We start from the raw sequence: 14,545 nt of genomic DNA on the forward strand, positions 1-14,545 counted from the left end.
TTATCACAGAGGTTTTACGAATGGTTAAATTCAGCATAAAAGATCTCAATGTATGGTTTGGCCAGGTTACTGCCTTAAGAGAGGTGAGCCTTGATATACAAGAAAACGAAATACTCAGTATCATAGGTCCGTCCAACAGCGGCAAGACAACTTTCTTAAGGATGCTTAACCGTTTAAACGAGCTTCAACCCGGATTCAGGATGTTCGGAAGAGTATTGCTGGATAACAGGAATATCATGAATATTGACGCTGAATTATTACGCAGGCAGGTGGGAATGGTTTTTGCATTGCCGTTACCTTTACCTATGTCTATATTTGACAATGTTGCTTATGGCATAAAGATGCAGGGAGGCTTTAGCCGGCAAGAGACGATGGAGATTGTGGAGAGTTCTTTAGAAAGCGCATATATCTGGGATGAAGTTAAAGACAGGCTTAATGAGTCGGCTTTTAAGTTGTCAGGAGGTCAGCAGCAACGTCTATGCATAGCGCGTACACTGGCTGTGCGGCCGAAGGTAATCCTGTTTGACGAGCCGTGTTCCGGGCTTGACCCGGTCTCAACGGCAAAAGTAGAAGAAGCAATGTTGGAATTAAAGAAAAAATACTCAATAGTATTGGTTACTAACAACGTTAAACAAGCTGCCAGGGTTGGGGATAAGACTGGATTCTTTCTTTCGGGAGAACTTATAGAATTGGACACGACTGAAAAGATCTTTACCGGGCCTTCTGATAAGCGTACTGAAGAGTATATAATGGGTAAATTTGGTTAGCAGGGTTAAAAATGAAAAAAATAACTACAATTAATTTGAACTTATGGTATGACAAATTCCACGCCTTAAAAGACGTCAATACCGCTTTTGAAGAGAAAATGATAACGGCCATTATAGGGCCTTCGGGTTGCGGGAAGTCTACGTTGTTGAGGGTTTTTAACCGTATGAATGACCTTATAGACGGAGTTTCTGTTAAAGGCCAGGTGAAGATCGATGATACCGATATCCTTAGCGAGAAAGTAGATTTAGTTAACCTGCGCAAAGAAGTAGGTATGGTATTCCAGCGTCCTAATCCATTTCCTCTTTCTATTTACGAGAACATAGTTTTTGGGTCCAGAATCCATGGCCAGCAATTAAGCAGAAGCCAGTTAGATAGCCTCGTTGAGAGCAATTTAAAGTCAGTGTTCCTTTGGGAAGAGGTCAAAAATAGATTGCAGAAATCTGCCTTGGCGCTTTCTTTGGAGCAGAAACAGCGCCTGTGTATCGCAAGATTACTATCAACAAAGCCACAAGTCTTATTGATGGATGAACCTTGTTCTGCGCTGGACCCGCAGGCTACAGGGCGCATAGAAGAATTGATGCGCGAACTGAAAAAATATTATACAATAGTCATTGTAACGCATAATATGCAACAGGCAGCGCGTGTCTCTGATGATACCGGTTTTATGTTATTGGGAGAATTAATTGAGTTTGGCAGGACTAATGATATATTCAGAGCTCCGCGTGACAAAAGAACCGAAGATTATATAGTTGGTAAGTATGGATAATACAGCCAAGAACATATTATTCTTATGCATTGAGAATTCCTGCAGGAGCCAGATTGCCGAGGGGCTTATGAAGCATTTTAGTAAAGGGGCAATTAACGCATTTAGTGCCGGGTCCAGGCCGGGGGCAAAAGTGAATGAATATGCCGTAAAAGTCATGCAAGAAATCGGAATAGATATTTCTTTAGCCGTGCCAAAAGGTTTTAACGAGCTTCCAACGGCAAAATTTGATTATGTTGTAACTCTTGGATGTAAAGATGTTTGCCCGTTTTATCCATCGGATAAATATATTGAGTGGGATATAGAGGATCCTAAAGGAAAAGATATAAATTTTTTCCGGAAAACAAGAGATCAGATAAAAGATAAGGTACTGAAGTTAATAAGCGATATAGAGTCGGGTAACAACAGGAGGTAGTTCGATGGAGCGCTATTTTGATGAAGAGATGAGGCAGTTAAATAAGGATATACTGAAAATGGCGGTGGCCTCCCAGGAGGCGATTTACAAATCAGTAGAAGCATTAAAAAACAGAGATAAAGAGATGGCGGCATTGGTCATAAATTCAGACGAGAAAATTGATAAAATGGAGTTAGCCAATGATGAAAAGTGCATTGATCTGATTGCCAGGCACCAGCCTATGGCAGGAGATTTAAGGTTTATTACAACCGCATTAAAAATTAACTCTGAATTGGAGCGGATTGCAGACCTGTCTGTAGACATTTCAGAGCGGGTTATAGAAATATCAAACAAGCCGTTATTAAAACCGCTTATTGATATCCCGAAACTTTCCCAGGTTGCCCAGGAGATGGTAGGGGGCGCAATAAGAGCATTCGTCGAGAGAGACGTTGCTTTAGCTAAAAAAGTAGTTCTTGCTGATTCAGAAGCTGATAAATTACGCAATGCCATCCAGGAAGAGTTAATAAAGGATTATATGTCTAAGGATGTAAAGAGTGTAGACAGGGCTGTTCCCCTATTATTAGTTGCGCGGCACCTTGAGCGGATTTGCGACCATGCAACCAATATTGCTGAGGATGTTATATATATGGTCGAAGCCAGGGTAGTAAAGCATCATACTGAAGAGCTTAAGTAATTTATAGAAGTATTGCGTATAGAGTAGTGCGTATGGTGTCTTTGCGACCGTAGGGAGTCCTGAGCGGAGCCGAAGGATGTCTTTGTGACTAGCTACTCCCCATATTCTATGAACCATGAACTATGAACTAACCTATTTTACCTACTATCTAATACCCCTTGACCCTCCTAAAAAATATGATATTATAAAATTATTAAATTTCTCAAAGGGATTTATCAAATTTTCCCCCTGTTAAAATACAAAACTGGCCTTCAGAAGCCTATAAATATACGATGAAAAGCAAAATTATAAGGTGGTTAGCAAAGGAAGTAAAATCTTCCGGAGCTAAGGGTATTGTTTTGGGATTAAGCGGAGGCATAGATTCCTGCGTTGTGTCTGCTTTAGCTAAGGCTGCAGTAGGCAAAAATAATGTTTTAGGATTGATGATGCCTTGCCATAGCCATCCTTCTGATTTAAAGGACGCCAAAATTTCTGCTAAAAAATTAAACATACAAACTAAAATTATTGACCTGACAAGCACGTATGATGGCTTACGCAGGGTCCTTCCACCGTCAAAAGGGCTTGCGGCAGTAAATTTACGCCCCCGCCTACGTATGCTGGTTTTATATTATTTTGCCAACAAACTTGATTATCTGGTTTGCGGCACGGGGAATAAATCGGAGTTAATGGTAGGTTATTTTACAAAATACGGTGATGGCGGAGTTGACCTTTTGCCGATAGGGGATTTGACAAAAACCCAGGTTAGGTCTTTAGCCAGAGAATTGGAGATACCCGGCCATATTATAACTAAGCCGCCTAGCGCAGGTTTATGGGTTGGCCAGACGGACGAAGGGGAGATGGGGATTACCTATGCCGAGCTGGATGATATCCTGTCAAGGCTTGAAAGAGGGCTCAAGCAGGTAGCTGCTAAAGACAAAGTGAAAAAAGTTAAAGATATGATAAACAGGTCGCAGCACAAGAGAGAAAAAGCAAAGATTTGCAAAGTCAGCTAAATGGAGGAAATTATGGATGAGATACTGGAAATACTGGAGAATGATGCCCGCATAAGCCCTGAGGATATCGGTAAAATGCTTAAAAAAAATCCTGCCAAGATAAAGCAGGCGATTAAGAAATACGAGAAAGAAGGGGTTATATTGAAATACAAGACAGTGATAAATAAAGAGTTAGTCAGGGAAGCTAATTCTCAAGGCGTGCGCGCACTTATAGAGGTCAATATAACTCCTCAGAAGGATCTTGGTTTTGACAGGATCGCAGAGAGGATTTATTCCTTTCCTGAGGTTTCAAGCTGTTATCTGGTGTCAGGCACTTATGATTTATTACTAATAGTAGAAGGAAGGGATTTACAGACAGTGGCCAGGTTTGTGGCGGAAAAACTTTCTCCTCTAGAGAATGTCAGGGGTACAGCCACCCATTTCCTTCTTAAGAAATATAAAGAAGACGGAGTTATATTAAAACACAGGGATGAGAATAAAAGGATAGCTATTTCTTATTGAAATCTCAAATCCCAAAACCCCATTAAGTACAGGGTTTAGGGTGTAGAATATAGAGCATAGACATGAAGAGAGATTGGATATCTAAAAAAGTAGAAGAGATGCCGCCTTCCGGGATACGGGCTTTTTTCGACCTCGTGCTTGGTATGAAAGATGTTATCTCCCTGGGTGTGGGTGAGCCGGATTTTGTTACCCCCTGGCAGATAAGAGAGGCCGGCATTTATTCTCTTGAGCAGGGGTATACTTCTTATACTTCAAATAAAGGTCTCTACAGGCTCAGGCTTGAAATTGCGCGTTTTTTGAATAATAAACACGGACTTAAATACTCTGCTGATGACCAGATCCTGATTACGGTGGGTGTAAGTGAGGCTATGGATTTGGCACTGCGAGCTTTAATAAATCCCAATGATAAGATATTAATCCCTACTCCGAGCTATGTCTCTTATGCTCCTTTGGTTAAATTTTGCGGAGGGGTGCCTGTGATTATGGATACCTCAAAGACAGATTTTAAAATCACCCCTTCTTTACTTGAAAGAAATATAGATAAAAAAGTAAAGGCGATGATATTTAATTATCCTACTAACCCGACAGGGGTCTCTTATAATAAGAAAGAGCTTGAGCGACTTAGCAAGGTCTTGTGTAAGCACAATATTCTCTGCATATCAGATGAAATATATTGTGACCTCACTTATGATTTTGAACACACACCTTTTGCTACATTGCCCGGGGCAAAAGATAATACCCTGTATTTAGACGGTTTTTCAAAGAGCTATGCTATGACCGGATGGCGCGTGGGTTTTGCCTGCGGCCCAAAAGAAATAATTGCTGCAATGACTAAAATACACCAGTATACTATTATGTGTGTTCCTATTGCCAGCCAGATGGCTGCCTGCGAGGCTTTACAGACAGGCAGAAAGTCTGTTGAGGAGATGAAGCGGGAATATAAGAGGCGCAGGAACCTTATGGTAGAGGGCTTAAACAGGCTTGGGATTACATGTTCCCAGCCGCAGGGCGCTTTTTATATTTTTGCTTCGATAAAAAATACCGGCATGGGTTCGCTTGAGTTTGCCGAGAAGCTGCTCAAGGACCAGAAGGTAGCAGTTGTCCCGGGAGTAGCCTTTGGCAAAGACTATAATGATTACATAAGGATTTCTTATGCTGCAGGTTATGATAAACTCAAGGAAGCGTTAAACAGGATAGAGAAATTCATTAAAAAGCAAAAATAGGTATTGTTCGCTGTGCGCTGTTCACAGTGAACGGGCTTGCAAAACGGAGGAGATATGGCTAAAAAAACAAAAGCAGATATTATGAAGTTGGTCAAAGAGCATAAGGTAAAATTCATACGTTTATGGTTTACCGATGTTTTAGGAATATTAAAAGGTTTCGCTATCTCTCCAAATGAACTGGAGGGTGCGCTGGAAGAAGGCATGGGTTTTGACGGTTCTTCCATAGAAGGGTTTGCGCGTATTGAAGAGTCAGACATGATAGCCAGGCCTGACCCGGATACTTTTGCGATCCTTCCCTGGCGTTCTGGTGATACCCATAGTGTTGCGCGCATGTTTTGTGATATATATGAACCAAGCGGCAGGCCATTTGCGGGTGATCCGCGTTATGTTTTAAAGAGGATTTTAGCTAAAGCGAAAGAAAAGGGGTACACTTTTAATGTCGGACCGGAATTAGAATATTTCTATTTTACCAGTTCCCAGTCACCCCAGCCTTTAGATAAGGGCGGTTATTTTGACCTGGTTCCTTTGGACGTAGCGCAGGATTTAAGAAGGGATACTATATTGACTATGCAGGAATTAGGCATTACGGTCGAATATAGCCATCACGAAGTTGCAGCAAGCCAGCATGAGATTGACTTACGTTATTCTGAGGCATTGAAGATGGCAGATAATGTTATGACTTATCGGCTTGTAGTTAAAGAAGTAGCACGTAAACACGGAGTATATGCGACATTTATGCCCAAGCCGATATTCGGGATTAATGGCTCAGGCATGCATGTACATCAGTCGCTTTTTAAAGGAGAGAGGAACGCATTCTTTGATCCAAAGGATAAATACCATCTATCTGAGATAGGTAAATCTTACACTGCAGGATTACTAAAGCATGCACCGGAGATTACGGCTATAACAAACCAGTGGGTAAATTCTTTTAAGAGGCTTGTACCCGGGTATGAAGCTCCGGTATATATTTGCTGGGCTCAAATGAACAGGTCAGCTTTAATCAGGGTACCGATGTATAAACCGGGAAAAGAAAAAGCTACCCGTATAGAATTCCGCTCCCCGGACCCTTCATGCAATCCTTATTTGGCTTTTGCAGTCATGCTGGCAGCGGGATTAGAAGGTATCGAAAAAAAGTACAAATTGAGCGAACCCGCCAATGACAATATATACCATATGAGCGAAGGAGAGAGGGAAGCCGCAGGTATTAAATCTTTGCCGGACGACCTCCTGGAGGCAACAAAGATTGCTGAGAAAAGCAAATTGGTTAAAGAATGCTTAGGGGAAAAAGTATTCGAGTATTTTATCAGAAACAAAAAAGTAGAATGGGATGAATATAAAGCCCAGGTTACGCAGTATGAAGTAGATAAATATTTGCCAATCCTTTAAGAAAGTTACATGAGGTTAGTGATGTTGAATGACGTTACATGATGTTGCTTTTGCAACCCCCGGTAAACTTAATTAACCTCACGTAATCCCATGTAACATAATAGATAACTTATAATGAAAAATAAGGAAAACTACGAAGTTTACTTAAAGCATATACAGGCCCTTTCAAAAGTAGCAAGCTTAATTACTCAGGGGATGTATCTGGATGAGTTGCTGCGTTTAGTCGTTAATGTAACCGCAGAGATCATGAACTCCAAAATCTGTTCTCTTATGCTGTTAGACCCGGATAAGAATGAGCTGGTAGTCAGAGCAACGCAATCGATATCCGATGAATATAATAAAAAGCCAAACATAAAATTAGGCACTGGCATAGCAGGCGAGGTTGCAAAATATAATAAGCCTATACACATCCTTGATGTCAAGACAGACCCCAGGTATTTAAACAGGGACATAGCCAAGAAAGAAGGCCTATGTTCGTTGGCAAGCGTGCCCTTAGCGGTCAAGGGCAGGGTAATAGGCGTACTTAACTGTTACACCTCAAAAAAACACAAGTTCACTAAGCATGAAATAGACCTGTTGATCACTTTGGCAAGCCAGGCAGCAGTGGCAATTGAGAACGCCGAACTAGACTTAAGAGCCAGGACCGCAGAAGAAGCCCTCACTACAAGAAAACTTATAGAAAGGGCAAAAGATTTACTTTCTCAGGAGGCCAATATCCTTCCTTCAGAGGCCTATCGGCTTATACAAAAGCAAAGCATGGATAAACGTAAAACTATGAGAGAAGTAGCCGAAGCAATAATAATGGCCAGTGAGTTGAAGGATAATAGAAAAAATAGTAGGTAGAATAAATTAGTTCATAGTTCATGGTTCATAGATATGGGGAGTAACTAGCCACAAGGACACAATAGCGCTTTACTCAATACGCAATACTCTATACGCACTACGCATATGAATATTGAACTAATCCCTTGACAAACCATTTTTTTGTGTTATATTTGTAATAAATACAGGGTAGTATTAAGACATTGAAGTCTTCTGCAAAAAAGCGGAAGGCTTTTTTATTTTAAAGACTAGGGCGTCTTTTATCAATTAGTGATAAAAGACGCATTTTTTTTGCAAAATTCCGTAAAACGAGGCAGATGGAAATGAAGAATCAGAGATTACGTATCGCTTTGGCCCAGATTAACAGCACTGTTGGCGACCTGGAGGCAAACTCAAGAAAAATATTGCAATATACGCAAAGGGCTCTAAGTTTTGGAGTGGATATCATTTGTTTTCCTGAACTGGCGCTCTGCGGATACCCTCCGGAAGATTTATTGCTTAAGCCAGGTTTTATTAAAGATAACCTTAAGAGCATAGAGAGATTAAGCAATAATATTGATAAAGATATAGTTGTGATAGCGGGTTTTGTAGATAGGATCGATAATAAAATATTTAATTCCGCTGCGGTTATTTACGGTTCCAAGATAATTGCAAAATACCATAAGATATTACTTCCTAATTACGGGGTCTTTGATGAAAAAAGGTATTTTGAACAGGGCAATAATGCATCTGTTTATTCATTTAAGGATATAAAATTTGGGATAAATATATGCGAGGACCTCTGGATGGAAGACGGGCCCATAAAGAAACAAAGCTCCGGCGGCGCCAAATTAATACTCAGTATAAATTCTTCTCCTTATCATGCCGGTAAGAATAAAGAGAGGCAGGCGCTTATAAGCAGGCAGGCGCAAAAACACAAGGTGTTTATCGCCTATACGAATATGGTAGGAGGCCAGGATGAATTAGTATTTGACGGACAAAGCATGATTGTAGATATGCAAGGCAAGGTAGTATGCAGGACGCATGCTTTTAGGGAAGACCTGCTTTTGTCTGATCTGGATATTCCGGTAGCAAAGAAGAGGTGCGCTGTTCTGATTAATACAAATGATAGCCAAAAAAAACCGCTTCCAAAACCAGAATATAAAAAATTAAACATCGAAGATGAGATTTACGAAGCCCTTGTATTGGGCTTAAGGGATTATGTCTGGAAAAATGGCTTTAAGAGTGTAGTAATTGGCTTAAGCGGAGGAATTGATTCAGCCCTTGTTGCTACAATCGCCGCAGATGCATTAGGAAGCCAAAATGTGTTTTGCGTGTTTATGTCTACAAGGTATTCGTCAAAAGAATCCGAAGAAGATGCATCGCAGCTTGCAAAGAACCTGGGCATAAAAATGATCAATTTATCTATTGAGCAGATTTATAAGATGTACCTTCTTGTATTAGAGCCTTTATTTGCAGGCTCGACAAGAGACGTGACCGAAGAAAACCTGCAAGCCCGTATCAGAGGCAACATCCTTATGGCGCTTTCAAATAAATTCGGTTGGCTTGTTTTAACTACGGGCAATAAGTCCGAAATGAGCACAGGATACGCTACTTTATACGGGGATATGGCAGGGGGCCTTGCCGTGATAAAAGATGTACCAAAGACATATGTTTACAGATTGGCCGAAAAAAGGAACTCGCACGGGTTTGTTATACCGGAGCGCATATTTACTAAAGCACCGAGCGCAGAGCTTAAGCCAAATCAGAAAGACGAGGATTCGCTACCGCCATACGATGTGCTTGACGCTATATTAAAGGCTTATGTAGAGCAGGATTTAAACCTGCCGGGCATGGTTAAGCTTGGCTTTAAAGAAGGCATGGTCCGTAAGGTCTTGAACATGGTTGACAGGAGCGAATATAAACGCAGGCAATCTCCTCCGGGTATAAAGATTACCCCAAAAGCTTTTGGCCGGGACAGGAGAATGCCGATTACCAGTAGATACAGAGGATAAAATGGATTTTTATGTTTTACTAAAGAGGATAGGCCCAACCTTAAAAATGATAACCTATAAATTGAGCTGGCGTTATTCTTTCCTGGATCAAGACGATCTTTATCAGGAGGCAGCTATCCATCTTTGGTCGGATTTCCGTGCCAGAAAGTTAGATGATAAAACAGACAGCTATATTCTTCAGGGGTGTTATTTTCACCTGAAAAATTACTTACGCAGATCGGAAAACAGGAGTTGTGCCATTAATATAGATTCTTTTCTTAACGATGATTCTCAAGGTAGCCAGGTTTACGAAAATACCCTGCTGGCTGATTATCGATTTAAGGAAGAAGTCGAGAAATTAAATAGTAAGCTGCTTGTAGAAACGATATTTAACAATGGGTTAACTAACAGAGAAAAAGAGGTTTTATGGCTATGTTTGGAAGATCTTAAGACAAGAGAGATCGGTAAACGCCTGAATATCTCGCATGTCAGCGTAGTCAAGATTATGAGTAAAATCAGAGAAAAATGCAGAAAACACCTTGAAGGTTGATTGTTTTTGCTCCAGGAAGTTACCAAAACCGGGATTTAATTACTTGTAAAGGTATAAACACATCGAAGTGTTAAGACAAAGGCGTTTCTTTAAGAAACGCCTTTTTTATTATTTAGTAGAATATTTGTTTTATATCCAAAAATAAAGACAGAGGCGTCTTAATGTCCAAAAGCGGATTTTTAAGGCGCTTTTTTATTTGCTGTTAAATGAGAGAGGAGAAAAACCATGATAAGATTTAGAATTCCAAAGTTCTTGATAAGCTCATTTATATCCGGGCTGTGCATCGTAAACTTTGCTTTTGCTACTCCGTCAACGCATATTTGGTCTCCCTCTACAGATATTCAGCCTTACAAAAAAATCCACATAACCGCTGATACGTATACTCCGACTACCGGCAAAGGGACCAATGCAGATAACTATGACCAGCATACTTATGTCCAACAGGTTTATGGCCTGACTTTCAGCTTACTTTCGGATAAACAAGATGACAATGCTTTAGGCAGGATTTGGCAGCCGCTCGGTAAGGTCATGGCTGAGACAGGGTTTGACTATAAAAAAGGTTTCGGCTCTTTCTATGATTCAACTCCCTGGTATTTTCATTTCAAGTTTGGCATCCCGGAGGGAGCATATTTTAAGGATATGCCTGCTTTTGCCATCGGAGGATATGATTTAGGGACGAAGACTAACAGGACAAATTATAATATTTGGTATTTTAAGGGCGCTAAAAGCTTTAACTTAGGCGGTTTAGACTTAGGGAGGTTTTCCGCCGGATATTTCAATGGTAATAAGAAACTACTGCTTGATAAAAACGGAAAGCGCGATAATGACGGGATAATGCTTGCCTGGGAACGCACTATGCATGAGATATCCGATAAGCTTTGGCTTTGCGTTGATTACCAGGGGACACAGTCTTCTTACGGCGCGCTTAATTTCGGTTTTGCCTGGAAATTCAGTAATAATGTTTCCGCAATAATAGGATATGACATATATAACAATCATAACAGCACGGATACGGTGACTTTCCAGCTGGATATTGATTTCTAAAAGGAGGGGCAAAATATGGATACAAAAGTTGTCTTGGATACAATATGGGTTTTGATAACAGCCATGCTGGTATTTTTCATGAATCTAGGTTTTGCAATGGTAGAGTCAGGTTTTGCCAGGGTAAAAAACTGTGTTAATATTTTGTCTAAAAACTTTGTTGTTTTTGCTGTTTCTTCACTCGGGTTCTTTTTAATAGGCTGGGGTTTAATGTTCGGAGACGGAAATCCGGCCGTTGGACTAAAGGGCCTTTTGTTTTTGAACGGGCTGGATAATTCTCCGGCTGTCGGAGAGGCTTATAAGGGTGTCTATTCAGCTATATCCTGGACAGGGGTCCCTCTTTTGGCTAAATTTTTCTTCCAGCTTGTCTTTTGCGGCACAGCAGCAACTATAGTTTCAGGGGCGGTTGCAGAAAGGATAAAATACAAATCATTCATATTGTTCACATTTATCATGGCGACGTTTATATATCCTATTGTAGGGCATTGGATTTGGGGTGGAGGATGGCTCGCTTTAAAGGGCATGTTTGATTTTGCCGGCTCAACAGTAGTCCACTCTGTCGGCGGATGGGCGGCATTAGCAGGGGTTTTGGTTTTAGGGCCGCGTTTCGGTAAATATAATAACGGAAAAATTAACCCTATCCCGGGACATAACTTATCGTTGGCAACATTAGGGGCTTTTGTTTTATGGTTTGGATGGTTCGGTTTTAACCCCGGCTCTACCATGGCTGCAGATCCTGCGGCAATAAGCCATGTTGTCGTTACAACCAATATGTCCGCTGCTGCAGCGATAATGAGTTCGATTGTGCTCTCTTGGGTATTGTTGGGCAAGCCCGATTTAGGTATGACTATCAACGGTTGTCTTGCCGGCTTAGTTGCGATTACTGCTCCTTGTGCATTCGTCAGCATTGTAAGTTCAATTATCATAGGTTTAATCGCCGGTGCCCTGGTAGTATTGGCAGTAATATTTTTCGACAGAGCCAGAATCGATGATCCGGTTGGCGCCTTATCCGTACATTTAGTCAACGGCATCTTTGGGACATTAAGCGTTGGATTATTTGCTCAGGATAAAATCGCAGGCATAAATACCGGTAATGGTTTATTCTATGGCGGCGGAACAAAGCTGCTTATGTCTCAGTTCTCCGGAGTAATAAGCGTTGGTATTTATACTTTTGTTTTATCTCTGATTGCATGGAAGCTTATAAAAGCTAGTATCGGGATAAGGGTAAGTCTATATGAGGAGATCGAAGGGCTTGATATCGGTGAACACGGCAACTCTGCGTATCCGGAGTTCTTAGGGAGAAAACCGACATACTCATTCCTCGGGATATCGGATAAAGAATAATTCATTGCAATTACAGGAGGTATATATGAAAAAGATAGAAGTTATTATAAGGCCGGAGAAGTTAGAAGTTGTGCGCCGAGCTCTACAAAACGAAGGGTGCGCTGGGTTGATGATCAGCGAGATAGAAGGGCACGGTAAACAAAAAGGCATAGTGCAGCAATGGAGAGGCGAAAAATACAGGGTTGAATTGCTGCCGAAGGTTAAAATAGAAGCTGTAGTTAAAGATGGGCAGGTAGATTCGATAATTAAAGTTATTATTGATAATGCAAAAACCGGAGAAATAGGCGATGGCAAGATCTTTATTTATAATATCGAAAATGCCATAAGGATTAGGACCGGTGAGGCGGGCGAGGGCGCATTATAATAAATGGGTTATTTCGGTGTTTAAAAAACTAAAAAACAGGTTACCAGAAGGAGGTTATTTTTACTTGTATATATAAGCATAAAATTTAGGCACAAAGCAGTGCTAAAATAGGCAATAAATTAAAAGGACACAGGCGTTCCTGATTTAAGGGGGCGCCTTTTTTTATTTAATGCGAAAGGGAGGGCTAAAATGCCAAAAAAGAAAGCAGCAACGCCGGTTAAGACAATCAACCCGTTAACTAATGGCTCTTTTGATGAAACAGCAGCCAGAGACGTGATGAAAATGGTGAAAGAAAAAAACATCCAGATGATCGACTTAAAGTTTAATGACTTGCCAGGATTATGGCAACATTTTACAATCCCCGCATCTGAGCTTAAGGAGATGGATGATATTACCCGGTCGATCTGGGTGGATGGCATAGGGTTTGATGGTTCATCTATCAGGGGTTTTCAGAAGATCCAGGAATCGGATATGATATTGATACCCGATCCAAACACTGCTGTTGTGGACCCGGTGTGTGAAGTCCCGACCCTTAGCCTTATATGCGATATATATGACCCGTTGACCAGAAAACCATATTCTAGGGATCCCAGGTTTATAGCTAAGAAAGCTGAAAAATTTGTCGGAGATAGCGGTATAGCAGACACTATATATTTTGGCCCGGAAGCCGAATTTTTCTTGTTTAACGACGTGCGTTTTGACCAGACTGAAAATACAGGATATTATTTTATAGATTCGGATGAGGGAGATTGGAATACCGGAAGAACCGAGAATCCCAATTTGGGCTATAAGATAAGGTTTAAAGAGGGATATTTTCCTGTTCCTCCGCATGATTCGTTACAGGACCTGAGAAGCAGGATGATCCTCAAAATGAAAGAGGCAGGGATTAATGTTGAGGTGCATCATCATGAGGTAGCCACAGCCGGGCAGTGCGAAATAGATATGAAATTCGATAAGCTTGTAAAGATGGCGGACAACCTGCTGCTTTATAAGTATATAATTAAGAATATGGCGAGGAAGAACAATATGATTGCTACCTTTATGCCTAAGCCGCTTTTTGCCGATAACGGCTCAGGCATGCATTGCCATCAGAGCCTTTGGAAAAACGGTGTAAACTTGTTCTACGACAAAAATGGTTACGCGCTGTTAAGCCAGACCGCAAAATATTATATCGGCGGTTTGCTTAAGCATGCCAAGAGTTTAATGGCATTCTGCGCGCCGACAACCAATTCTTACAAGAGGTTGGTTCCTGGTTATGAAGCGCCGGTTAATTTGGTATATTCTGCCCGTAACAGGTCAGCCGCGGTGAGAATACCGATGTATTCAGACAGCCCCAAATCAAAAAGAATAGAATTCAGGCCGCCTGACCCTTCATGCAACGGCTATCTGGCTTTCAGTGCCATGCTCATGGCCGGGTTAGACGGTATAATCAACAAAATAGACCCGGGTAAACCCACTGATAAGGACCTGTTTGAATTAAGCGAAGAGGAGCTTAAGACTATACCTACAGTCCCTGGGTCATTGTATACTGCACTTAACGCCCTGGAACAGGATAACGAATACCTGCTTAGAGGCGGAGTGTTTACTAAGGACGTCCTGGATGTTTGGTTAGAATATAAACGCAAAAAAGAGATAGACGGCGTAAGGATGAGGCCTCATCCTTATGAGTTTTACCTGTATTTCGATATTTAACAAAAACCGATTTTACCCCGCAAAAGCGGGGTAAAATT

General features: G+C 41.2%; 15 protein-coding genes. All 15 read left to right on the forward strand.

The genetic code is table 11. From position 1 onward, the window contains the following. Window positions 1-20: 20 nt before the first annotated feature. Window positions 21-767 carry a phosphate ABC transporter ATP-binding protein gene (locus tag C4533_05375; protein ID RJP27913.1) on the forward strand — a complete coding sequence of 249 codons (747 nt, stop codon included), beginning with the start codon at window positions 21-23 and terminating at the stop codon, window positions 765-767. Window positions 768-778: 11 nt separating this feature from the next. Beyond that, the gene (pstB, locus tag C4533_05380; GenBank protein RJP27914.1) at window positions 779-1,534 is read left to right on the forward strand and encodes a phosphate ABC transporter ATP-binding protein; all 756 of its coding nucleotides are present in this window, start codon (window positions 779-781) and stop codon (window positions 1,532-1,534) included. After that, the gene (locus C4533_05385) at window positions 1,527-1,946 is read left to right on the forward strand and encodes an arsenate reductase ArsC (GenBank protein RJP27915.1); all 420 of its coding nucleotides are present in this window, start codon (window positions 1,527-1,529) and stop codon (window positions 1,944-1,946) included. The genes pstB and C4533_05385 overlap by 8 nt, the downstream gene beginning before the upstream one ends. A gap of 4 nt (window positions 1,947-1,950) precedes the next feature. Continuing rightward, the gene (gene phoU / locus C4533_05390; protein RJP27916.1) at window positions 1,951-2,619 is read left to right on the forward strand and encodes a phosphate transport system regulatory protein PhoU; all 669 of its coding nucleotides are present in this window, start codon (window positions 1,951-1,953) and stop codon (window positions 2,617-2,619) included. Between the two features lie 272 nt (window positions 2,620-2,891). Next, a complete protein-coding gene (locus tag C4533_05395) occupies window positions 2,892-3,611 on the forward strand; it encodes an NAD+ synthase (GenBank protein RJP27917.1) in 720 nt (239 codons plus the stop codon). A gap of 12 nt (window positions 3,612-3,623) precedes the next feature. Then, window positions 3,624-4,112, forward strand: a complete 489-nt coding sequence (locus tag C4533_05400) for an Lrp/AsnC family transcriptional regulator (protein ID RJP28255.1) — start codon at window positions 3,624-3,626, stop codon at window positions 4,110-4,112. Window positions 4,113-4,168: 56 nt separating this feature from the next. Further along, window positions 4,169-5,335 (forward strand): aminotransferase class I/II-fold pyridoxal phosphate-dependent enzyme, encoded by a 1,167-nt coding sequence (locus tag C4533_05405; GenBank protein ID RJP27918.1) that lies wholly within the window; start codon window positions 4,169-4,171, stop codon window positions 5,333-5,335. 54 nt (window positions 5,336-5,389) lie between these two features. Next, on the forward strand, window positions 5,390-6,721 hold the full coding sequence (locus tag C4533_05410; protein ID RJP27919.1) for a glutamine synthetase: 1,332 nt from the start codon (window positions 5,390-5,392) through the stop codon (window positions 6,719-6,721). A 114-nt stretch (window positions 6,722-6,835) separates the two neighbouring features. Further along, complete coding sequence (locus tag C4533_05415; GenBank protein ID RJP27920.1) at window positions 6,836-7,564, forward strand: ANTAR domain-containing protein; 729 nt, start codon at window positions 6,836-6,838, stop codon at window positions 7,562-7,564. Between the two features lie 302 nt (window positions 7,565-7,866). Continuing rightward, window positions 7,867-9,537 (forward strand): NAD+ synthase, encoded by a 1,671-nt coding sequence (locus C4533_05420; GenBank protein RJP28256.1) that lies wholly within the window; start codon window positions 7,867-7,869, stop codon window positions 9,535-9,537. A 1-nt stretch (window position 9,538) separates the two neighbouring features. Next, the gene (locus C4533_05425) at window positions 9,539-10,066 is read left to right on the forward strand and encodes a sigma-70 family RNA polymerase sigma factor (protein RJP27921.1); all 528 of its coding nucleotides are present in this window, start codon (window positions 9,539-9,541) and stop codon (window positions 10,064-10,066) included. Between the two features lie 225 nt (window positions 10,067-10,291). Next, window positions 10,292-11,110 carry a hypothetical protein gene (locus C4533_05430; GenBank protein ID RJP27922.1) on the forward strand — a complete coding sequence of 273 codons (819 nt, stop codon included), beginning with the start codon at window positions 10,292-10,294 and terminating at the stop codon, window positions 11,108-11,110. A gap of 15 nt (window positions 11,111-11,125) precedes the next feature. Then, window positions 11,126-12,451, forward strand: coding sequence for an ammonium transporter (locus C4533_05435; protein RJP27923.1), 1,326 nt, complete (start codon window positions 11,126-11,128; stop codon window positions 12,449-12,451). A 25-nt stretch (window positions 12,452-12,476) separates the two neighbouring features. Further along, on the forward strand, window positions 12,477-12,815 hold the full coding sequence (locus C4533_05440; protein ID RJP27924.1) for a P-II family nitrogen regulator: 339 nt from the start codon (window positions 12,477-12,479) through the stop codon (window positions 12,813-12,815). A 189-nt stretch (window positions 12,816-13,004) separates the two neighbouring features. Then, complete coding sequence (gene glnA, locus C4533_05445; GenBank protein ID RJP27925.1) at window positions 13,005-14,507, forward strand: type I glutamate--ammonia ligase; 1,503 nt, start codon at window positions 13,005-13,007, stop codon at window positions 14,505-14,507. Window positions 14,508-14,545: the final 38 nt, after the last annotated feature.

This window comes from Candidatus Omnitrophota bacterium (assembly GCA_003598025.1).
Taxonomy (GTDB): domain Bacteria; phylum Omnitrophota; class Gorgyraeia; order Gygaellales; family Profunditerraquicolaceae; genus Profunditerraquicola.